23 protein-coding genes are annotated in these 18,945 nt (G+C 72.4%); 9 read left to right on the top strand and 14 right to left on the bottom strand.

Annotated elements, in window-relative coordinates; all coding sequences use genetic code 11:
• The first annotated feature begins 28 nt into the window (after positions 1-28).
• Positions 29-490 carry an isoprenoid biosynthesis enzyme family protein gene (locus OHA91_RS36805; protein ID WP_266504885.1) on the top strand — a complete coding sequence of 154 codons (462 nt, stop codon included), beginning with the start codon at positions 29-31 and terminating at the stop codon, positions 488-490.
• Here OHA91_RS36805 and ppk2 read toward each other — a convergent pair.
• Positions 480-1,271 carry a polyphosphate kinase 2 gene (ppk2, locus tag OHA91_RS36800; RefSeq protein ID WP_031151719.1) on the bottom strand — a complete coding sequence of 264 codons (792 nt, stop codon included), beginning with the start codon at positions 1,269-1,271 and terminating at the stop codon, positions 480-482. The two genes, OHA91_RS36805 and ppk2, sit on opposite strands and share 11 nt — an antisense overlap.
• A 119-nt stretch (positions 1,272-1,390) precedes the next feature.
• On the opposite strand from ppk2, the gene OHA91_RS36795 reads away from it, so the two are divergent.
• Both OHA91_RS36795 and OHA91_RS36790 read left to right on the top strand, forming a co-directional pair.
• On the top strand, positions 1,391-1,675 hold the full coding sequence (locus OHA91_RS36795) for a hypothetical protein (RefSeq protein ID WP_209441505.1): 285 nt from the start codon (positions 1,391-1,393) through the stop codon (positions 1,673-1,675).
• A 266-nt stretch (positions 1,676-1,941) separates the two neighbouring features.
• Complete coding sequence (locus tag OHA91_RS36790) at positions 1,942-2,760, top strand: YwqG family protein (RefSeq protein WP_031151717.1); 819 nt, start codon at positions 1,942-1,944, stop codon at positions 2,758-2,760.
• Between the two features lie 21 nt (positions 2,761-2,781).
• Here OHA91_RS36790 and OHA91_RS36785 read toward each other — a convergent pair whose 3' ends face one another.
• The 3 genes from OHA91_RS36785 to OHA91_RS36775 are packed head-to-tail and all read right to left on the bottom strand — an operon-like array spanning position 2,782 to position 4,515.
• On the bottom strand, positions 2,782-3,240 hold the full coding sequence (locus tag OHA91_RS36785) for a DUF5990 family protein (protein ID WP_031151716.1): 459 nt from the start codon (positions 3,238-3,240) through the stop codon (positions 2,782-2,784).
• Between the two features lie 34 nt (positions 3,241-3,274).
• Entirely contained in the window at positions 3,275-3,991 is a 717-nt protein-coding gene (locus tag OHA91_RS36780; protein WP_266504893.1) for a hypothetical protein, read from the bottom strand.
• Positions 3,988-4,515 carry a hypothetical protein gene (locus OHA91_RS36775; RefSeq protein ID WP_158714787.1) on the bottom strand — a complete coding sequence of 176 codons (528 nt, stop codon included), beginning with the start codon at positions 4,513-4,515 and terminating at the stop codon, positions 3,988-3,990. Before OHA91_RS36775 ends, OHA91_RS36780 begins: the two co-directional genes overlap by 4 nt.
• Positions 4,516-4,708: 193 nt before the next feature.
• Here OHA91_RS36775 and OHA91_RS36770 point away from each other — a divergent pair, with 193 nt between their 5' ends.
• Positions 4,709-5,212, top strand: a complete 504-nt coding sequence (locus OHA91_RS36770; protein ID WP_266504896.1) for an NUDIX hydrolase — start codon at positions 4,709-4,711, stop codon at positions 5,210-5,212.
• A 160-nt stretch (positions 5,213-5,372) separates the two neighbouring features.
• Here OHA91_RS36770 and OHA91_RS36765 read toward each other — a convergent pair whose 3' ends face one another.
• From OHA91_RS36765 to OHA91_RS36745, 5 genes are all read right to left on the bottom strand, one after another.
• The gene (locus tag OHA91_RS36765) at positions 5,373-5,819 is read right to left on the bottom strand and encodes a MarR family winged helix-turn-helix transcriptional regulator (RefSeq protein ID WP_031151712.1); all 447 of its coding nucleotides are present in this window, start codon (positions 5,817-5,819) and stop codon (positions 5,373-5,375) included.
• Positions 5,820-5,869: 50 nt separating this feature from the next.
• Positions 5,870-6,499, bottom strand: coding sequence for a hypothetical protein (locus OHA91_RS36760; protein WP_266504899.1), 630 nt, complete (start codon positions 6,497-6,499; stop codon positions 5,870-5,872).
• A gap of 49 nt (positions 6,500-6,548) precedes the next feature.
• Complete coding sequence (locus OHA91_RS36755; protein ID WP_031151710.1) at positions 6,549-7,055, bottom strand: hypothetical protein; 507 nt, start codon at positions 7,053-7,055, stop codon at positions 6,549-6,551.
• A 117-nt stretch (positions 7,056-7,172) separates the two neighbouring features.
• A complete protein-coding gene (locus OHA91_RS36750; RefSeq protein ID WP_031151709.1) occupies positions 7,173-7,364 on the bottom strand; it encodes a hypothetical protein in 192 nt (63 codons plus the stop codon).
• A gap of 139 nt (positions 7,365-7,503) precedes the next feature.
• Positions 7,504-8,742, bottom strand: a complete 1,239-nt coding sequence (locus OHA91_RS36745) for a tryptophan 2,3-dioxygenase family protein (protein WP_328740835.1) — start codon at positions 8,740-8,742, stop codon at positions 7,504-7,506.
• A 402-nt stretch (positions 8,743-9,144) separates the two neighbouring features.
• On the opposite strand from OHA91_RS36745, the gene OHA91_RS36740 reads away from it, so the two are divergent.
• Positions 9,145-9,669, top strand: a complete 525-nt coding sequence (locus OHA91_RS36740) for a GNAT family N-acetyltransferase (protein WP_381732926.1) — start codon at positions 9,145-9,147, stop codon at positions 9,667-9,669.
• Here the strand turns inward: OHA91_RS36740 and OHA91_RS36735 are convergent.
• From OHA91_RS36735 to OHA91_RS36725, 3 genes are all read right to left on the bottom strand, one after another.
• A complete protein-coding gene (locus OHA91_RS36735) occupies positions 9,626-10,654 on the bottom strand; it encodes an AraC family transcriptional regulator (protein ID WP_051893207.1) in 1,029 nt (342 codons plus the stop codon). The two genes, OHA91_RS36740 and OHA91_RS36735, sit on opposite strands and share 44 nt — an antisense overlap.
• A 43-nt stretch (positions 10,655-10,697) precedes the next feature.
• Entirely contained in the window at positions 10,698-11,552 is an 855-nt protein-coding gene (locus OHA91_RS36730) for an NAD(P)H-binding protein (RefSeq protein ID WP_266504906.1), read from the bottom strand.
• A gap of 67 nt (positions 11,553-11,619) precedes the next feature.
• Complete coding sequence (locus OHA91_RS36725; RefSeq protein WP_051893205.1) at positions 11,620-12,090, bottom strand: barstar family protein; 471 nt, start codon at positions 12,088-12,090, stop codon at positions 11,620-11,622.
• Between the two features lie 247 nt (positions 12,091-12,337).
• On the opposite strand from OHA91_RS36725, the gene OHA91_RS36720 reads away from it, so the two are divergent.
• The gene (locus OHA91_RS36720) at positions 12,338-12,844 is read left to right on the top strand and encodes a nuclear transport factor 2 family protein (RefSeq protein ID WP_328740834.1); all 507 of its coding nucleotides are present in this window, start codon (positions 12,338-12,340) and stop codon (positions 12,842-12,844) included.
• 123 nt (positions 12,845-12,967) lie between these two features.
• Complete coding sequence (locus OHA91_RS36715) at positions 12,968-13,561, top strand: NAD(P)H-dependent oxidoreductase (RefSeq protein ID WP_031151702.1); 594 nt, start codon at positions 12,968-12,970, stop codon at positions 13,559-13,561.
• A gap of 6 nt (positions 13,562-13,567) precedes the next feature.
• On the opposite strand, the gene OHA91_RS36710 is transcribed toward OHA91_RS36715, so the two are convergent.
• A complete protein-coding gene (locus tag OHA91_RS36710) occupies positions 13,568-16,318 on the bottom strand; it encodes a glycoside hydrolase family 2 protein (RefSeq protein ID WP_328740833.1) in 2,751 nt (916 codons plus the stop codon).
• A gap of 246 nt (positions 16,319-16,564) precedes the next feature.
• Entirely contained in the window at positions 16,565-16,987 is a 423-nt protein-coding gene (locus OHA91_RS36705) for a DUF1398 family protein (RefSeq protein WP_031151700.1), read from the bottom strand.
• An 88-nt stretch (positions 16,988-17,075) separates the two neighbouring features.
• Between OHA91_RS36705 and OHA91_RS36700 the strand changes: the two genes are divergently transcribed.
• The gene (locus tag OHA91_RS36700) at positions 17,076-17,513 is read left to right on the top strand and encodes a DUF3224 domain-containing protein (RefSeq protein ID WP_328740832.1); all 438 of its coding nucleotides are present in this window, start codon (positions 17,076-17,078) and stop codon (positions 17,511-17,513) included.
• 109 nt (positions 17,514-17,622) lie between these two features.
• Entirely contained in the window at positions 17,623-18,702 is a 1,080-nt protein-coding gene (locus OHA91_RS36695; protein WP_328740831.1) for a PucR family transcriptional regulator, read from the top strand.
• Positions 18,703-18,945: the final 243 nt, after the last annotated feature.

The raw sequence follows: 18,945 nt of genomic DNA, 5'->3' as shown, positions 1-18,945 counted from the left end.
GGTCCCGGTGCGTGCGAGGGGGTGGGTCGTGTCCGGACCGTCGTCGGTGTCCCCGCCGCGCCCCCGGCTCTTCTGCCCGCTGCCCGGGGCGATCCACCCCGACCACCGTCAGGTCGAGGAGGGCACGCGCCGGTGGGCCCGTGCGGCCGGGCTCGACGGCCTGCCCGGCCACGAGGCGCTGCTGGGCCACCGGATGGGCGAGCCGGCCGCCCGGGTGCTGCCCGGGGCGGGCCGGGAGGCGGTCCAGCTCCTCGGCGACCTGGGGCTGTTCCACGTGGACGACGACTGCGAGGGCGGCCCGCCGGGCGTCCGGCCCGCCGGGCTCGCCGACCGCCTGAGCCGGCTGCTGTACGCCGCCGAGCACCCCGCCGCGACGCTGCTGCCGCGGGACCCGGTCGCCGACGCGGTGCGCGACCTCCGCCGGCGGACGGAGGCGTTGTTCGGCCCGCACGCCGGCGCCGCGTGGGACGCCGAAACCTCTAGCGGGTGAGGCCGGCCGCGTGGTCGGGGACGGCCTTCTGGAGGTCCTTGGGCGGGCGCACGTAGCCCGTCGACGGGGGCCGCGGCGGGAGGGTGAGCGATGGCAGGGCCACGTCCTCGTACGGCACCGAGGACAGCAGGTGGGCGATCATGTTGAGCCTCGCGCTGCGCTTGTCGTCACTCTCGACCACGTACCAGGGGCAGTCCTCCGTGTCCGTGTGGACGAGCATCTCGTCCTTGGCCCTGGAGTACGCCTCCCAGCGGGTGAGGGACTCCAGGTCCATCGGGGAGAGCTTCCAGCGCCGCAACGGGTCCTCCGTACGGCGGCGGAAGCGTTCCTCCTGGACGGCGTCGCTGACGGAGAACCAGTACTTGCGGAGCAGGATCCCGTCCTCCACCAGCATGCGCTCGAAGACCGGGCACTGGCGCAGGAAGCGCTGGTGCTCCGCGGGGGTGCAGAAGCCCATCACGTGCTCCACGCCGGCGCGGTTGTACCAGCTGCGGTCGAAGAGCACGATCTCGCCGGCGGCCGGCAGGTGCTCCACGTAGCGCTGGAAGTACCACTGGCCGCGTTGGCGTTCCGTCGGCTTCGGAAGGGCCGCGATGCGGGCCACGCGCGGGTTGAGGTGCTCGGCGACCCGCTTGATCGTTCCTCCTTTGCCCGCCGCGTCGCGTCCCTCGAAGACCACGACCAGCCGTGCACCCTCCGTACGCACCCATTCCTGGAGCTTGACCAGCTCCGTCTGCAGCCGCAGCAGCTCCTGCTCGTAGACCGCCCTCTTGAGACCCATGGCGCTCGCCTCCCCGTCGTGGTCCGATGTGTCGATCAAGTCAGTCACGGCGGGCATCCGGGCGCAACGACGTCCGTCCGGCCCGGGCGTGTCGGTACGCCCGCCGCCGTCGTGGTGCGGTGGCTCGGCGGCGGGCCGACGGTGCGGTCCGGGGCGCCCTCGATCCCTCCGGGGCGTCGGTGTTCGACGACATCGAGGGTGAGGTCGGCGGCCTGTTCAGCGAGGAGGACCTCGCGCTGACCGCCGAGGACCTCGTGCCGAACTCGTCCGCGGCGATGCTGGTCTGGGAGGACACCTGGGCCGCCGGTATCACCGGCGCCGTCCGCAGGGCGGGCGGTGAGCTCGTGGCGCACGAGCGCATCCCGGCGGCCGTGGTGGAGCGGGCGTACGAGGACGCCGCCTGATCCACTCGGCCCGCGACCGAAAAGGGCAAGGTGAGGACCATGCTGGGCCGCCCCCTGAGACGTGCCGGACGGCCGGGTGTCGTCCGCGTCGCCGCACGCACCGCCGTCGCCGCCGCCGGCACCGCGACCGCCGTGTCCGGCCGTGTCTCCCGGCACCAGGCCGAACGGGCCGCCGCGCAACACCCCGCAGTGTGCCGCCGCGTAGCGCGGCCGTGAACCGAATATCCCGTCCCACCTGCGGCGACCGTGCACGTAGCCTGTGCCCCATGACCCGCCGTACGCCTCCCCGCCCGCTGGACGTGGAGCAGTTGTTCCCCGAGGTCGCCCCGCTCCGGAAGCGGACGGTGCGGCTGCACCCCCGTGCCGGTGCTCCGACGTGCCGGGACAGTTCGGTGGGCGGTCCGCTGCTGTGGCCGCTGGAGGAGCCGTGGCCCGTGTGTCCGTACCACCACCGGTCTGCGATGGTGCCGGTCGTGCAGGTCCGCGCCGCCGATGCCCTGGGGCTCGTACCGTTCCCGGCCGGCCGTGATCTGTTGCAGGTGCTGTGGTGCCCGCGGCGTCACGACGGGTGCTGGGTGGTCCCCGAGGTGCACTGGCGGGACGCGGCGGCCGTCGGTGCCGTCCGCGAGGCACCGGCGGTCGGTGGCGAGGTCCCGTACGGGAAGATCCCGAGGCCGTGCGTCGTCCACCCGGAACTGGTCGAGGAGTACCCGAGCTGGGACCTGCCCTACGAGCTGTGGGACCTGCTGGAGCCGCGATTCGAGCAGGTGGAGGCGGAGACGGGCTGGGACTACCAGTACCACCTGTCCACCGCGCCGGGGACCAAGCTGGGCGGGTATCCCGGCTGGTGCCAGGATCCGCAGTGGCCGGACTGCTCGGGGTGCGGGCAGCGCATGGACCACCTGCTGACGGTGGAGAGCCGGGAGGCGGACGCCGCGTCCCGGCTGACGTGGACTCCCGTGGAGGACCAGGGTGTCCGGTACGAGGACGCCGGTCTGATGCTGGGTGACGCGGGCGGGGTCTACCTCTTCGAGTGCCGGCGCTGCCCGGGGCGGCCGGTGAAGGAACGCTTCGACTGTTCCTGAGCACCGGTCTGCCGCCCCCGGTCAGTCGGCAGGTTCCGCGCTCCAGGTGATGCGGGGCGGCACGACCCCGGCGCACAGGGGCGCCCCCCAGGCGTCGGTCAGGCCGAGTCGTCCGACGAGCAGCCCGGTGCGCACGGCCGCGTCCAGTACCGGCGCGGGGACCGCGTCGAGCATCAGCTTGGCCCGCCGGAACATGGTGAAGGCGCCCGCCTCGTCGACCGCGTTCCACGAGAGGTAGACGAACCGGGTGCCCGGACGGCCCTGGACGTAGGGGCCCTTGACGTCGGTCCCCGCCGGTGTGGCGACCGTCGCGCATTGCAGGGTCCACACCGCCGTCGGGGCGTCACCGGGCTGCGGGTCGAGGAGCTCGGCCGGGCGGTCGCGGCGCTGGACCGCCACGTGGACGTTGCGGTAGGGCTGCGCCCCGGACGGGGCGTAGGTGCGGCCGGGCAGGTCGGAGGCGTCGATGCGGAGGTGCATGCCGTGATTGTCCCAGCGGACGTACGGCGGGAGGTCACTCTTCGGCACGCTGTCGGGCGAGGACCTCTTCCCATACGTCGTCGCCGTCGGCCCAGGTCCACAGCCAGTGCCTGAGCGAGGCGGTGGCGTGCCGGAGGCCGTCGTGCGGGTCCTCGCCCCAGTCGGCGACCCAGCCGTCGGCGTCGTAGAGAAGTACGGGATGGTCGACGGCGGCCAGCGAGACGTACCACTCCATCGAGCAGCCGCCGCCGGTGAGGAAGAACCACGATGCGGGCACGCCGTCGACTGCGCGGTTGCGCTCGTGCACGTCCACTGCGGAGGTCCAGTCGTGGAGGTGTCCCGGTGCGCGGTTGCCCCGGGCGAGGGAGGCGAGTCCGCCGTCGGGGCCGAAGCCCCCGTCGGCTATCTCCGTGTAGACGCGGCGAAGCAGCCGGGGCAGGCGGCGGCCGAGGCTGCGTTCCGCCTCGTCGACGTCGGTGCGGGAGAGCGGGGCGAACAGGGGGCCGCGGGGAGCGTCGGCGAAGTAGGCGGTCACTTCCTCCCGCCGGGAGGCGAGTTGGACCGTGCCGTTGCTGCCGTACGACAGGATGTCGGAGCTGATCCGGTCCAGGTGGTCCGCTCCGTAGCTCTCGCGGATCCAGGCGGCGGGCAGGGTGGCCCGGTCGAGGCGGAGGCCCGGATCCCATGCGCGGGCGCGGAGCCGGGCGATGAGCGCGTCGTCGTCTGCGGCGGAAGGCTGCCCGCGCGTCACGGCCGGACCGCGCGTACGTGGGCGGCCGAGAGGTGGAGCTCGTACGGCATGGCGCAGTCGGAGGAGAGGGTCGCGACGAGGGTTCCGCAGGCGCACAGCTGGTTCATTCCGCCGTCCGGGCTGGCTCCGCAGCAGGCCGGGGCCGCGTGTTCCAGCTCCAGGCCGCGGGCGTCGTCCGGGTTGACGACGATGTTGCCCCGCGGGCCCCGCGACACCAGCGGCTTGCCGTCCGCATTCCAGTGCCCGCCGAAACGCGGCATCACCGGTCCCGGTGCCTCGGCGACGACCAAGGGGGCACCGTGCGGCTCCGTTTCGATCGCGTAGCGTCCGGACGGCACGGTCGCCGGCAGCGGACCGGGCTCATCGTCCTCCGACCAGGCGTGGTAGGGGGCTTCGGGCACCGCGGGCAGCGGGCTGAGCGGACCGGTCAGCGGGACACCGCACGCGGCGCACGCGAACACCACGGCCCCGGCTTCTGCGGGACCGCCGACGCTGCCGTGCCCCTGGTCTGTCTGATCACGCATGCACCGACCCTACGCGGCGGTCCGCGGCCCCCGAAGGCGCCCCCGGCCCGCCCAACCGGCCGCCTTCAGCTCACTCATGGACGCCTTCACCTCGCCCTCCCGGTAGCCGGTCAGCACGACACTCGCCGCCGCGGGCGTGTCGCCGCCCCGGAGCTCGTGGCTCCCAACGGGCTTGCGGCATAGGCTGCCGGGCATGTCCGTTCACAGGCCGTCATTCAGCGTCGACGCCGGCGTCGAGGTGCCCGTTCCCGCGGCGGGCGAGGTCTGGACCGTCGGCGCCGTCATCCTCGACCGCGACGGTGCGGCCTTCGCCCAGAAGCGGAGCGCGGAGCGGCGGCTGTTCCCCGACACGTGGGACGTCGTGGGCGGCCATGTCGAGGCCGGCGAGACGGTACTGGAGGCCCTCGCGCGCGAGGTCGAGGAGGAGACCGGCTGGCGCCTGCGCCGCGTGCGGCGGTTCCTGGGCACCACCACCTGGACGGGTGACGACGGCGGTGGGCTCCGTCACGAGGCCGACTATCTCGTCGAGGTCGACGGCGACCTGGACGATCCCGCGCTGGAGTGGACCAAGCACTCCGCCTACGGCTGGTTCGGCCGGGACGACCTCGTCCTCCTCAAGGAGAACCGCAGGCCCGGCGAGTTCCTGGTCCACGACCTCATCGCACGAGCGGTCGAGGTGCTTCCGGGCGAGGACTAGGCCGTCTCTTTCGGATCTTGTCGGTAGAGCCCGCGTCGTCCGGTGCCGTGCATCGCAAGGCGGAGGGGCGCCCGAGTACTGGACGTACTCGGGCGCCCCGACAACGCGGCGAGGTGCGGTGCCGGGCGGCGCGGGCCCGGCAAGATCCGAAAGAGAGGGCCTAGCCGTCCGCGGCCTGTTCCTCGTAGCGGTGCACCTCGTCGATCAGTCGGTGCAGGAGGCTGCGCGCGGCCGCGATGTCGGCCGTGGCGATGTCGGCGGAAAGTACCTGATGGATCGCGCTCGCGCGGTCGGTGATCCGCTCCAGTGTGGTGCGTCCGAGCGGGGTGAGGGTCAGGAGCGGTGATCCGCGGTGGTCCGGGTTCGGGTGGAAGCCGGCGAGGTCCTCGCGGACGAGGTCGTTGGCGACCCGCTGCACTCCCTGGCGGGCGATCCCCAGGCGGCGGGCGGCCCGGGCGACGGTCAGCGGCTCCTCGGAGACCACGCTGAGCAGTTGCCAGCGGGCCTGGGTCTGTCCCTCGGCCGCTGCGACGCCCTCCCCCATCTTGCGGAGCAAGCCGGCGGCCTCGAACACGTCCGCCACCAGCAGCGCCAGCTGTTCCGACACGTCACACCCTCCAGCAACCGACAGCACAATGACAGTTCGGGAACTTGTTGTCATTGTACGGGCGCAGGTACGGCCAGTGCGCGGGCCACGGCCGCGGTGGCGGCCTCGGCGTGACCGGGAACGTGACGGGCCGCCCACGGCTCGACCAGGTGCATGAAGTCCGCCAGGTCGCGCTCCGCGCGGGAGAGCAGGCCGCGCAGTTCTGTCACCGGCAGCTCGATCACCGGGCTGTCCTCCTGGTCGGCATCCACGGTCAACCGGACCCGTTCGCCGAAGCGTTCGGCGAACGGTGACGGGTCGTGGCCGAAGGAGGCCCAGCCGGAGCCGTCGACGACCTCGGCCCAGTCGGTTCGCTCGTCGATCCCGTTGCAGCAGCCCGGCACCAGCGTCCTGCCGTGAACCGTGTCGGTGACCCGCAGCCCGCCGGACGCGAACAGGTCGTCCATGGTGAGCAGACCGTGCAGGAAGGCTCCGAGCGGGTCGGCGGGCCGCGGCGGGCGCCCGTCGTCGGGGTCGCAGTCGTTGCACGCGGCGATCGACACGACCGCCGTACCGACTTCTGCCGGGGACAGCGCACCGCTGAGCGGCAGGAATCCGTACGGCTCCGCCTCGGCCACCGGCCAAAGGTCGAAGCCGTCACGCCTCGCCCGGATCTCCAGGACCGGCTGCAGAACGATCACCCGGGCAGTCTGCCCGATGCGTCCCCTCGCAGAGCCTCGGGGGGTGCCGTCAGGCCTGTGCCCGTGCCCACGTCTCCAGCAGGGCTTCCCGGACGGCGGGCTTGGGCGTGCCCTCCAGTGCGTGCTCGCGACCCCACGCTCCGAGGGGGCGCGGGTCTGCGGTCCCGGCGACGAAGCGGTCGAGCAGGTCCTGGGAGAGCGCGGCCTCCCGGGCCTCGTATCCGCCGGCCGCCGCCGCGTGCACGGTCACCTCCTGCGGCCCGGCCTCCGTCTCCAGCCGCAGCCGCATCTCGGGCGGGCCCTCCCCGAGGAAGGCCCCGACCGCGGCCGACACCATCGACCCCAGGAGCCTCGACACACGGCCGGGCGTGCCCGCGGTGGGCACGTCCTCGACGACGGCGGAACGCAGTTCGGCCCACGTCCACGCCCGGGAGCCGTCGGGGTCCACGGTCTCCAGCCCGTCGGAGGTCAGCCGGACGCAGCAGCCGATGGCGGTCGGCGGCGACCCCACGTACACGGCGTCCGCGGTGACCCAGAACAGTCCGACCATCGCCACAAGCCACGCTCCCGCTCTCGCCCGTCTCGCCGGATCGGACCCTGCCGCCGCCCCGGGAGTCCGCCCACCACCCCTACCGCGCGGCCGGACCGGGGCACGGCAGACACGCCGGTGGCCTCAGGCCAGGCGGGTGCTGATGCGGTATCGCATGTCGCCGGCGGCTCGGCGGATCTCCTCGGGCTGCCCGTCGTCCTCGAGCAGGCCGAGGAGCACGATCAGCGCCCGCGCCTCGTCCGCGCTGATCAGCTTCAGGCGGGGTTCCGTGACCCCGTCGAGCAGTGCGTCCAGCAGGTCCAGTACGTCATCCATGCCCCTACCAACGCACGACGCCCCGACGACGTCACCTGTACGCCGGTCCCGTCCGGGTGCAGGCGGAGGTGCCGCTGCGGACGCTGGAAGGGAGGGGCCGTGGGCATGCCCCCAGCGGCATCACCGGCGATGGCGCCGCTCAGCGGCTCAAGGGCAGTTGCCGGAACAGGCGATTCTCCAGGGCCCCGGTCAGGTACGGCACGCCGTCGGTGTGACCGGAACCGTGGGCGTCGCCGAGCATGCGCGCGGCGAGGCCGCGATGGGCCGACTTCCACCGCTGGTGCCTGGCCTCCAGTCGGCCGAGCGCGGCGTCGAGGCCGCTCCATGCCGCCCCGCCCGGCCCTCGCTCGTGGCGGAGGTCGAGGTAGGCGCGGGTGACGGTGTCGTGGCCGGGGTGCAGCGTCTCGGCCCGTACGGCGGGGACGCTCGTGAAGGCGGTCGAGTGCAGGCGCGAAGCGTGCGGCACGCCGCAGAGGCTCTCGAAGCGTTTGTACTGCTCGGACTGGATGGCGCTGGCCCCCTGGGTGTAATGGCGGAAGGTGGCGAAATGTTCCGCCCGCATCGTGGCGACCGTCCGGAACAGCCCGGCGGCCCGCTCGAACACCGCAACCGCGTCGTCTATTCGCTGGGCACATTCCTCCGGATACCCTTCCCGCAGTGCGGAGACGGCCGATTTCACATGCTCCGACATCGAGGTGAAGAGCATTTCATGTGCCTGGAGAATGCGGATGAAGAAGTATTCGTCGTGCAGTACGTAAACCGGCTGGACGGTCACGTCGAACCATGACCAGGCGTCCGTCGCCGGCGGCTGAGGCAGATGATCGGCGAGGCCCTCCAGACGCGACCAGCGACCGCCGTCCAGGCGTGACGGCAGGTCTTCGGCCCCGGATCCGCCGATACCCTGGGAGACGAACCTCAGGGCATGCCTCAACCGCGTGCTCACCGTCTCCGCATCCGGCCGGCCCCGGCCGGGCCCCTCCCGCGACCCGCCCGCAGCCGCTGCCTCGAACCGGATGACATCGGCCATGAGCAGGGTGGCCATCCGGTCCGCGCTCACTGCGGATTTCCGTTCGTCCAGGAGGAGCTCCAGAACGGGAAGCGAAAGATAGGTGCGATTCCAGAAGCGGTTTTCGTGTTTGTCCAGCACACATTCGAGAAAGGCGCGGAGAAAGGGGAGACCTGCCGTATTCCGGTGGCGGATTTCGCTCAGGCGGATCAGCATGCGTTTCGGCAGGAAGTGCTTTCCCGTGCGCCGCACGTGGTCGTTGACGGACCGGGCCAGGGCGAGGCCGTCGGATTCCACCGGTACCTGGTCGGCGGCCACCCAGCGTCTGACCGCCCGAAGGGTCGACGCACACCGCTCGTCCTGAGGAGCCATCGCCACTCACCTCTCCCGTGTCGCTGTGCGGCGGCACTGACTTCCACCAGACATCACCGCAGGACCGCGGGTCATGTCTCGGAAGTTCGTGTCTTGACAGCGGCGCAAACAGCGCCCGAGGGTGCTTGGACGTCACTCGTGGACGACGGTCCGGGCGTCGCCCCGGTGGGGATGCCGCTGCGGCGGTTCCAGTGCCAAAGCCGGCCGCGAGGGCCGCGGTCGCGGTGCCGAGCGCGACGACGGAGGGAAACTTTCGCATGGTCAGACCTCCATGGGGAGTGGGGAGTCGGTTACTCGCCCGCTGCCTTCAAGGTCTCAGCTCGTCCCGGTCCGCGGCCTCCCCCACCGGAGGGAACCGCCTCCCCCGGGCGGGGGAGGCGGCGCCGGAGTTAGGGTGAGGTCATGCCCGCCATGATCGTCCCGTCGCAGCGGACCCTGCGACTGGAACCCGTCACCGCCGACAACTTCGACGCGGTGTGCGCCGTACAAGTGCGCCCCGACCAGGCACATCTGGTCTCGCCCGTGGTCAAGTCCCTCGCCGAGGCGTACGTCCACCCCACCAGCGCCTGGCCACGGGCCGTCGTCGACGGCGACGACGTCGTCGGCTTCGTGATGGCCTTCCACGACATCGTCTGGGACCCGGCGGCCGATCCGACCGACCGGCGCAGCGGCATCTGGCGCCTGAACATCGACGCCGGCCGCCAGGGCAAGGGCTACGGCCGTTTCGCCGTTCAGGCCGTCGTCGAGGAGATCCTCCGGCGCGGCACCCACCGGGCTGCGCACGTCAGCTGGCACGTCGGCTCCGGCAGCCCCGAACCCTTCTACCTCGGCCTCGGCTTCACCCCCACCGGCGAACTCATCGGTGAGGAACGCGTCGGCGTGCTCACCCTCGACCGGACGGCCGCAGCCGCACCTCCGGCGCGCTGAGTACCACCGTGCCCCCGGGCCCCGACGCCAGTCCGGCGTCGGGTCCGGCCGTGCCCGCGCGGAACGCCTGCGGGCTCATCCCCCGGACCCGTTTGAAGGCCGCTGACAGTGCGAACGCGCTGCCGTACCCGACCCGGCGGGCCACCCTCTCGACCGTGGCGTCCGGCTCTCGCAGCATGTCCGCCGCCAACGCGAGCCGCCAGCCCGTCAGATAACCGACCGGCGGCTCCCCCATCACCTCCCTGAACCGGCGTGCCAGCGACGCCCGGGACACCCCCACCCGTACGGCCAGTTCCTCCACGGTCCACCCATGGGCCGGGCTCTCGTGGAGCAGCCGCAGCGCCGGGCCGACCACCGGATCGCCCTGGGCGCGGAACCAGGCGGGCGCGCTCGAATCCGCCGCCGAGGGCCACGCCCGCAGGACCCCGATCAGCAGCAGGTCCAACAGCCGGTCCAGCACGACCTCCTGGCCCGGCTCTTCGCTCGAGATCTCGGAGGCGAGCAGGTCGATCAGGGTCGCGTCCGCCGCTCTCGCCGGTCTGACCAGGACGTTCGGCAGTGCGCCCAGCAGCCGGCGGCCGATCTCGTTCGGCGCCTGATAGGTGCCGCTGAGCATCACCGCCGAACCTGCGTGCTGGTGGGCCGCTCCCCATGTCCGCACGCCCAGCGCCATGGACTCCGTGACGTCCTCGCCCTCCGGCGTGCTGCACCGCTGGTCGGGCCCCACGGTCACCGTCACCGGCGTGTCCGGGGCGTCGGCCACCGTGTACGCGTCGGGCCCGCGGACCACCGCCACGTCGCCCGGGGCGATCAGCACCGGCTCGCCCCCGTCGGGCAGCATCCACGCGGAACCGCGCACCATCGTCGCCACCGACAGCGGAGCCCGGTCCTCGATCCGCATGGCCCACGGCGGGTTCAGGACGGACTTGAGGAGGAAGGCACCCCGGGCCTGAGGGCCTTCGAGCAGACCGGTCAACATGTCCATGCGTACATCTTCTCCACTCCCGCCGTTCCGGGGTGACGTGCGGTCAGGCGGAGGGCGCGTCCCAGACTCCGGTGGCCGCCGCCTCGCGGGCGAAGTCCGCGAAGTCCCTGGGCGCCCGGCCCAGGACCTCCTCGACCCCGTGGACCAGGTGCGCGTTGCGCCCGTCCAGGATCAGCGTGAACAACTCGGCGAAGTCCTCCGGGAGACCGTGCTCCCGCAGCTCCGCACGGTAGGCCTCGTCCGAGACCGGCACGTAGGCGATCTCACGGCCGGTGACCTTCGACAGCTCGGCCGCGACGTCGGCGAAGCTCATGAGCCGCGGACCCGACAGCTCGTACGTCCTGCCGATGTGCCGGTCGTCGGTCAGCGCTGCCACCACCACGTCGGCGACGTCCCCGGTGTCGACGAACGCCTCGACCCCGTCCGCGGTCGGCAGGGCGATCACGCCGGCCAGCACCGGATCCAGGAAGAAGCTCTCGTCGAAGTTCTGGTTGAACCAACTCGCCCGTACGATCGTCCAGTCGGCCCCGGAGGCCTTCAGCTTCTCCTCGCTGAGCTGCGCGGCCTCCTCTCCCCGCCCGGACAGCAGCACGAGACGGCGTGCCCCTGCGGCCACCGCCACCTCGGCGAAGGCCCCCACCTGCTCGACGGCGCCCGGGAAGGCGAGGTCGGGGTAGTAGGTGACGTACACCCGGTCGACGCCTTCCAGCGCCGGCAGCCAGGTGCCGGGCTCGTTCCAGTCGAAGGCCGGCTCCCCGCTGCGGGAACCGACCCGGACGGGCCGGCCCTGGGCCGTGAGCTTCTCGGCGACCTTGCGGCCGGTCTTGCCGTTCCCCCCGATGACGAGGGTGATGGCCTGGTCCGTGGTCTGCGTGTCGTTCTTCGTCGTCTTCGTCATGACCTCAGTCAAGGCGAACGGACCGAGACGCAACATAGCCGAAACGCTCATCCGCATGCGCGAGCGTCTATGCGGGGGTGGCGATCAGCTCTTCCCAGCACGACTGCAGCCCTTCCTGGAGGAGCGGCACGGACGCGGGGTCGCAGCACAGGACCAGAACGAGACTGCCGAGTGCGGTGCTGTCGGGCTTCCGCGTGTACGACCAGCGCCTTCCGGCGCTCAGCAGGGTCCTGAAGAGCACCATCCGGTCATCGGGATCGTCCGGGAGCGCCGCGTCGGCGGCCTCGACGATCAGGACGCGGTGGTCCGCGGGCAGCCAGTGCAGATCACGCAGGCAGTCGGAGAGGGCATTCCAGTTCCACCCGAAGCAGTCGGGCAGCCGGAGCCCGTCGTAGAAGCTCTGGAAGACGGCGTCCATGTCGGCCATCTCCCGGCCGTCGAGACGCGCCACGTGCGTCGTGCCCGCGGTGGGGAGCAGGAGATCGACGGGCAGCGCGCCCCCTTCCGGAATGACGTGCAGCCAGGGCGGGTTGTGCACCGTCGCCCTCACCTCCTTCGACACGGGCCGTCGACGACGGCTGCCAACTGCGAGCTGCGCATTCTAGATCCGCACGAGCCGGGAGCGGCGTGGACACGTGTGGACAGCGGTGGTCAGTCGTCGGCGCCGCGGGGACTGGTGGGTGGACAGCGCTCGACGCGACGGTGTGTGACGGGTGAGGCAGCGAGCCAATGCGCTCGACCGGCACCCAGCCCCGCCCACCCACCCACTGACGAAGGAGTCCGTCATGACCTCCCGCCCGCTGCGTACCGTCACCGTGCTGGCCGCCGCCGCTGCCCTCTGCGGCACCGCCTCCACCGCCCATGCCGCGCAGGACACCAACCGGCGTACGCCGGGGATCGTCACGGCCTGGGCCGGCGCCTGGAACGGCACCGATCCCCGGGCCCTCGGCGCCCTGTTCACCGCCGACGGCACCTACACCGACGAGGCCGTGGCCGTCACCTTCCGCGGCCGCAAGGAGATCTCCGGGTGGAAGGCCCGCGCCGACTCCCTCATCGACAACGTCCACGTCACCGTGCGCACCACCCGCTCCGCCGGGGACCGTGTCACCGTCCAGGCCGTCTACTCCGGTCATCTCAAGGGCGCGCCCAAGCCGTTCGCCGTGCCGATGACCACCGTCCTCGACCTCGACGAGAACCGCTGCCGGATCACCTCCGACAAGGACCACTACAGTCTGGCCACCGTTCTGCGCCAGTCCGGCCTGCCCGCCGACTGGACCCCGCCCGCCAACTGACGCCCCGCCCGAACGCCGGTCCGCGGAGGGCGGGCCGGTTCGGGGCCGATGACGAAGAGGACGGCGCGCGCCGGTGGTCGTGGACAATGTCCGACGACTCAAGTCGTCTGGGGGGAACGGAACATGCGTGTCGGGGTGTACCTCGCTCATCCGCGGCCGGGCAGTTTCAACCACGCGGTGTTCGGCGCCGTCGTGGACGAGTTGCAGGGGCGGGGGTGCCGGGTTGTCGCGCACGATCTGTGCGCCGAGGGGTTTCCGCCGGTGTTGTCCGCCGAGGAGACGGGGACCGTCTCCTCGGCCCCCGGCGCGGACGATCCGCAAGTGGCCCTGCACCGGCGCGAGGTGGCCGCGCTCGATGCCCTGGTGTTCGTCCACCCGAACTGGTGGGGCATGCCGCCGGCCGTCCTGACGGGGTGGGTGCAGCGCGTCCTCGTGCCCGGCGTGGCCTACAAGCTGGGGACCGCCGACGGGGAGCCCGCGAGGCTGCTCCAGGCCGGCCGGGCCCTCGTGCTGAACACTTCCGACACCCCGGGCGAGCGGGAGGAGGGCGAGTTCGGCGACCCCCTCCAGAGGATCTGGGCGGCGTGCGTCCTGCCGTACGTGGGGGTCGCCGACGTGCGGCGGACCGTCTTCCGTACGGTCACCGACTCCACCGACGAGGCGCGCCTGGCCTGGCTCCGGCAGGCCCGGCAGGAGGCCGCCGCGCTGGTGGCCTGACCGTCGTCAGGCCGCCGGGACCGTGGCCGTCGGTGTGTTCCAGCCGGAGATCCGCAGTCTCGGCGCGGCACCGTGCAGGTCCGCCGTCCGGTACGTCGCCGTCAGCGTGACCGACTCCCCCGGCCAGAGGCTGACCTGGTTGTCGGTCCACCGCACCGGCAGCACCGGCGCTCCCTGCGCCCCCACGAGGTGGACGTCCGCGAGCAGGGCCGGGGTGCCGCCGGTGCCCGCGTGGCGCAGGGTCACGGTCGTCGTGGACGCCCCCGAGGCGTCCGCCGTCGTCGAGGCCGTGGCGGCGACCGCCGTCCGCGCCATGGAGTTCAGCCCGCGGAGGTCGGCGTAGGAGGTGGTGGGCGTGGAGTACCAGTCGCTGCGCTCGTAGTCCAGGACGTCCGCCTCGGTGGAGAGCCAGTAGACGTTGCGGCTCACCTCCCGTCCGGCGGCGTCGGTGAGGAGCAGCCTGGCCAGGTACGTGGTGGGCAGGCCGGGCACCGACCCGGGGACCGTCAGCGCGGTGCTGCTCGCGCCGCCGCCGGCGACGTTCAGGCCGGTCACCGTGCGGTCGTACACTTGCGTTCCGTCGGGGGCGAAGAGCGTCACCCGGGCCGTCAGACCGGTGGCCGGTGTGTTCCGGTTGTTGACGACGGCCACCGCGTGGTCGTCGTACCCGTACTGGACGTGCAGGGGCTCGTTCGCCTTCTTCGCGCCGAAGTAGGCACCTCCCTGGTCGAGGTAGCGGTCCACGAGCTGCCAGTGGAGCGAGGTCCAGCCGCTGTTGAACATCCAGTAGATGACGCCGGTCGACGGATCCTCGGGGTCCTTGGCATTGCGGGAGTACGCCTCGAACTGCGCGCGCACGTTCTCGTACTGGGCGAGCTGGGCCTTGCGTACGTAGTCCTCCAGGCTCGCCGGGGCTCCGTAGCGGGCGGTGAGGGCGCTGTCGTAGAGCTCCAGCGTGTCGAAGGTGGCGGACGGGGAGCGGTGGTACTGGACTGCGGCCGGGTCCTTCCACAGGGTTTCGAGCTCGGCCGGGGTCATCATGCGGCGGAGCGTGTCGAGGGTGGGGATGTCCGGGCCGGCGCTGGTCTCGGAGTTGAAGCCGCTCGCTCCGCCCTCGCGCTTGTCGTACCAGTAGCCCGGCGGGACCCAGTCGTACGGTCCGGTCATCTTCATGCCGGAGCGGCCGGTGATCGGGGACGCGGTGTCCGCGGCCGCGGGGATCACGGGGGCGGTCCAGTCGGCGGCCTTCAGCGCGTCGAGGTATCCGCGCTCGATCTCCTCGTTCGGGGCGGCGTCACTGCCGATCAGGAAGGAGATGACGCTGGGGTGGTGGCGCAGGCGGGCGGCTTCGGCGGCCATCGAGGCCCTCGCCACGGAGTGGTCCGCAGCGGTCCACCGCTCCCCGGACCCGCCCCGGTTGAACTCGGCCTCCCATTTGGTGCAGCACTCCCAGCCGGGGAGGGTGAGGATGCCGTGGCGGTCGGCGAGGTCGAAGAACTCGTCCGGCTCGATGTGTCCTTCCAGGCGCAGGGTGTTCAGGCCCAGGTCGAGGGCGTACTTGAGGCGGTCCTCGACGTAGGTCGGGTCCCAGCGCAGGAACTCGTCGGGGGACCAGCCGCCGCCCTTGAGGAGGAGCGGGCGGCCGTTGACCTCGTACTGGCGGGCGCCGTCCGCGTTGAGGGGTGCTCGTACGTCGCGGATGGCGAAGGCCTGGTGGGCGGTGTCGGAGGGGGCGCCGTTCACGGTGGCGGTGAGGTCGAGCTCGTACATCGGCTGCCCGCCCATGTGTGCCGGCCACCACACGCGGGGCGATTCCAGGCGCAGCGCCGGGTGTTCGGCGGGGGTGAAGACCACGGCCCTGGTCTCGTGGGGGGCGAGTGTGACGCTGCCGGCGACGGCTGCTCCGCCCACGGTGCCGGACAGGGTCGTGGTGACGGTGGCGTCGGAGTCGTTGCGCACCCGCGCCTTGACGGTCAGGTCGGCCGAGGCCATGGACGGCACGGCCAGGGCGGTCACCACGTGCGCGTCGCGCAGGGCAACGGGGCCGGCGCGGCGGACGGTGACGTCGCGGACGATGCCCATGTTCTCGTCCGGTGGCGGTTGCAGCCAGTCGAGCCAGCCCATCGTGAGGTGCTTGCGCGGGTTGTTGGGCTGGATCCGGAAGGCGACCGTATTGGTGCCGGGCCTGACGAGGGCGGTGATGTCGAACTCGTGCCGGGTGTACGCGCCGGCGACCGTGCTCGTGGTGGCGATCCGGCGGCCGTTGACGAAGACGTCGGCGGCGGAGATCACGCCGCTGAAGTCCAGGTGGGTACGGGCCGTCGTGTCGGCGACGGTGAAGTCGGAGCGGTACCACCAGGGAACGGCGAAGTCCGCGGCGGGGATCAGTTTCTGCTGGGTGGAGTGGAAGGGGTCCGGGTACACGCCGGCTGCCAGCAGCGCGGCCAGCACGGTGGAGCGAGGGCCTGCGGGATACCAGCCGGTCGCCGGATAGCCGGGGCTGGACACGGTTTCCGCCGTGTCGGCGACCTTCGCGGTGGACTGGACGGCGAAGCCGGAGAGCGGGGTGGCGCTGCCGGGCGCGGCGGGCACCGCGGTCGTCGCGGCCACCGTACGGGGTGCCGCCCCTGCGTGCCGGGCGGCGGGAGCCGCAGCTCCGGTGGGGCCCGCGGCGAGGACGAGGACCAGGCCGGCCACGGCGAGGGCGACGGTCCTCGCGCGGCGGTGGCGCTGGCGGTGGGCGAGGCGGCGGAGCACGGGGCCTCCCGCGGGACCGGGCCCGGGATCGCGCGCGGCCGAAAGCGGGCGCGGCTGATCCGCGGGGCTGTGGGGTTGCTGATCGGGCCGGACGTCCCGTCCGCTGCGCGGCGGCCGGGCCGGAGTGACCGAGTCTGCCACGGGCGCGGCCGCGTACGGCGGCGACAGCCCGGGGGCCGCCGAACCTCTTCCCGTGCGTCCTGAGCCTCGCGCCTCGTGCCTGGTCTCCCGTCTCCCGTCTCCCGCTCAGGCGAGCACGACGGACGGGTAGTCCTCGGTGTACGACTCGCCGTCCGCGCCGTAGTAGGTGCAGGTGCGGACGGCGGTGTCGACGTCGTACCAGACGATGCCCGCGTTCCAGCAGCCCCGGACGAACTCGGGGAAGGTCGTCTCCCCGGCCTGGTCCGCGCGCAGCGCCGCGATCAGGCCGGCCCGGTCGAAGGGCGGCGCGGCGGCGAAGCCGGTGACGAGCGGCTCGCCCTGGACGACGACGTTGCCGTGCTCGGTCAGGTAGAGGAAGGCGTTGGAGGGGACGGCCATCCGGCAGCGGCTCACGCCGGCCTGGCGCAGGCTCTCGGCGAGGTGGGGAAAGCCGCCGACCTTGGGCCGTAGGGCCGCACCGCGCTCCAGGGCGGCCTGCAGATGACTGATCGCATCGATGTCACTCATGACATCATGATGACACACCGACAACATGTTGTCTAATGGTGAGCCGAGTCCGCCCTCGACTGTCAGACCCCATCGGTACGGTCGGCACATGAGGGCTACGGCAACGTTCACCGTCCAAGCGTTCGCACCGACCGGGCTGACGCCCGAGCCGGCCGTGCCCACCGGGCTGCCGGTGAGTGTGGCGACGATGGAGAAGCACTTCGAGGGAGCGGCCGCGGGCCACTCGGCGACCTTGTTCACTTCCGCGTTCGACCACGGGACCGGCGTCGGCACCTACGTGGCCATGGAGTCGTTCGAAGGCTCGCTGGACGGGCGGGAGGGCGCGTTCAACTTCGTGCACTCGGCGACGACGTCCGGCAGCGACCGCACCGCGGAGTTCTTCCACATCGCGCCCTCCAGCGGCACCGGCGACCTGGCAGGGATCTCCGGGGCCGGAGGGATGGCCGTCGACGCCGACGGCACGCACCGCATCTGGTTCGACTACCAGCTCGACCGACAAAGGCCGACGAGAGCCGAGAAGGGCTGACGACAACCCACGGCAGGCCACCACCACCCGCCGTCCGTCGCCCGTTCCGCCCCGACCGCGCGCCGATCGGCGCCCCGCCCGCGCGGTCCGGGCGACCTATCCTCCAGGCATGGAGGCACTCGCCGCACGGCTGTCGCAACTGGACGCACACGCGGAAGGCGCGATCCGCGTCGTCGCGTTCTACGACACGCTGATGCGCCGGCGGGTGGATCTGGCCGCGCTGGCCAGGTCCTCGGCAGGCCTGGCCGAGTGCGTGGCCGGGGTCCGGCTGCACGGCACGGGGCGGGTGGTCCGCGCCTCGCCCGACGGCGCCGACGCGCCCGCCCCGCCCCCGCCGGCGTCCGCGTCCACCGCCGCGCCCATCACCCTCGACGAGGAGGAGATCGGTACGGTCTGGCTGGAGCGCCCCGGCCCGCCCAACCCGCTCGACGAGGTCCTGCTGGACCGACTGGCCATCGCCGTCGCGGCGGTCGTCGAACGGTACGGCCCGGCCCGCACGACCATGGCCGACCCCGCCCTCGTGGAGTTGGTCGTCAGCTCCGACTGCGACGAGGCGGGCCGGGCCCGGGCGCTGCGACTGCTCGGCTTCGCCGCCGACCTGCCGGTCCGTGTCGCCGCCGTACGGTCGGAGCTTCCGCTGGACCGGGCCGCCGGGCTGCTCTGCCCGGGCCGCCGCCCGGTGAAGGCGGCTCCGCTCGCCGGCGTCGGCGTCGTCCTGGCCACCGCCATCGCCCCGGCCACGGCCACGGCCATCCCCCTGGGCCGGCTCCCCGACCGCCTCCCCGCGGACGTCCGCGCCGGCATCGGCGCCTGCGACGATCCCGCCCGGTCCTGGCGGGAGGCCCTGACCGCCCTCCGCTTCACATCCGCGCGCCAACCGGTCGTCCGCTACGACGACCTGGGGGCCCTGGCCCTTCTGGCCGAGATACCCGAGGACGCCGCACGCGCCAACGGCGACGTGGCCGCGATCGCCCGCATGGCCCGCAACCCGGAGGACCTGGAGACGCTGGACGCCTTCTGCGCCACCGGCTCCCTGCGCAGGGCCGCCGACCGCCTCCACCTGCACCACAGCAGCGTCGCCCGCAGGCTGGAACAGATCACGAAGACCCTGGGCATCGAACTGACCCGGCCCGCCGGCCTGATGCGGGCGGGGCTCGCCCTCACCGCGTGGCGGCTGCTGGACGACTGATGGAACACGGGCCCGTGCCGCAAGAATTGTTGAATGTTGCCACAATGGCCTGGAATCTTCGCTCAATTTGGTGACTTGCGCACTGATGTTTCATCATCGTGACTGCACGTCAGCTTTCGACGTGCGTCGAGGAGGCGGGGGCGCCGGGGGGTCCCCCGCTCGCACCGGTCGATGCGGCAGGCGAGTCCTTGCTCTCGCCGTGCCCCACCGTGGCTCCCGTCCCACTTCCGTCACCTAGGCAAA

This window comes from Streptomyces erythrochromogenes, assembly GCF_036170895.1.
Classification (GTDB): Bacteria; Actinomycetota; Actinomycetes; order Streptomycetales; family Streptomycetaceae; genus Streptomyces; species Streptomyces erythrochromogenes.
The sequence above is the reverse complement of the archived record's forward strand: the minus strand, read 5'-3'. Positions and strand labels throughout refer to the sequence as shown.

Bases quoted from the DNA above. Each gene is read 5' to 3' on its own strand.
- ppk2 (WP_031151719.1), bottom strand. From the start codon at position 1,271: ATGGGTCTCAAGAGGGCGGTCTACGAGCAGGAGCTGCTGCGGCTGCAG.
- OHA91_RS36790 (WP_031151717.1), top strand. From the start codon at position 1,942: ATGACCCGCCGTACGCCTCCCCGCCCGCTGGACGTGGAGCAGTTGTTC.
- OHA91_RS36785 (WP_031151716.1), bottom strand. From the start codon at position 3,240: ATGCACCTCCGCATCGACGCCTCCGACCTGCCCGGCCGCACCTACGCC.
- OHA91_RS36775 (WP_158714787.1), bottom strand. From the start codon at position 4,515: ATGCGTGATCAGACAGACCAGGGGCACGGCAGCGTCGGCGGTCCCGCA.
- OHA91_RS36770 (WP_266504896.1), top strand. From the start codon at position 4,709: ATGTCCGTTCACAGGCCGTCATTCAGCGTCGACGCCGGCGTCGAGGTG.
- OHA91_RS36750 (WP_031151709.1), bottom strand. From the start codon at position 7,364: ATGGATGACGTACTGGACCTGCTGGACGCACTGCTCGACGGGGTCACG.
- OHA91_RS36745 (WP_328740835.1), bottom strand. From the start codon at position 8,742: ATGGCTCCTCAGGACGAGCGGTGTGCGTCGACCCTTCGGGCGGTCAGA.
- OHA91_RS36740 (WP_381732926.1), top strand. From the start codon at position 9,145: ATGCCCGCCATGATCGTCCCGTCGCAGCGGACCCTGCGACTGGAACCC.
- OHA91_RS36735 (WP_051893207.1), bottom strand. From the start codon at position 10,654: ATGGACATGTTGACCGGTCTGCTCGAAGGCCCTCAGGCCCGGGGTGCC.
- OHA91_RS36730 (WP_266504906.1), bottom strand. From the start codon at position 11,552: ATGACGAAGACGACGAAGAACGACACGCAGACCACGGACCAGGCCATC.
- OHA91_RS36720 (WP_328740834.1), top strand. From the start codon at position 12,338: ATGACCTCCCGCCCGCTGCGTACCGTCACCGTGCTGGCCGCCGCCGCT.
- OHA91_RS36715 (WP_031151702.1), top strand. From the start codon at position 12,968: ATGCGTGTCGGGGTGTACCTCGCTCATCCGCGGCCGGGCAGTTTCAAC.
- OHA91_RS36705 (WP_031151700.1), bottom strand. From the start codon at position 16,987: ATGAGTGACATCGATGCGATCAGTCATCTGCAGGCCGCCCTGGAGCGC.
- OHA91_RS36700 (WP_328740832.1), top strand. From the start codon at position 17,076: ATGAGGGCTACGGCAACGTTCACCGTCCAAGCGTTCGCACCGACCGGG.
- OHA91_RS36695 (WP_328740831.1), top strand. From the start codon at position 17,623: ATGGAGGCACTCGCCGCACGGCTGTCGCAACTGGACGCACACGCGGAA.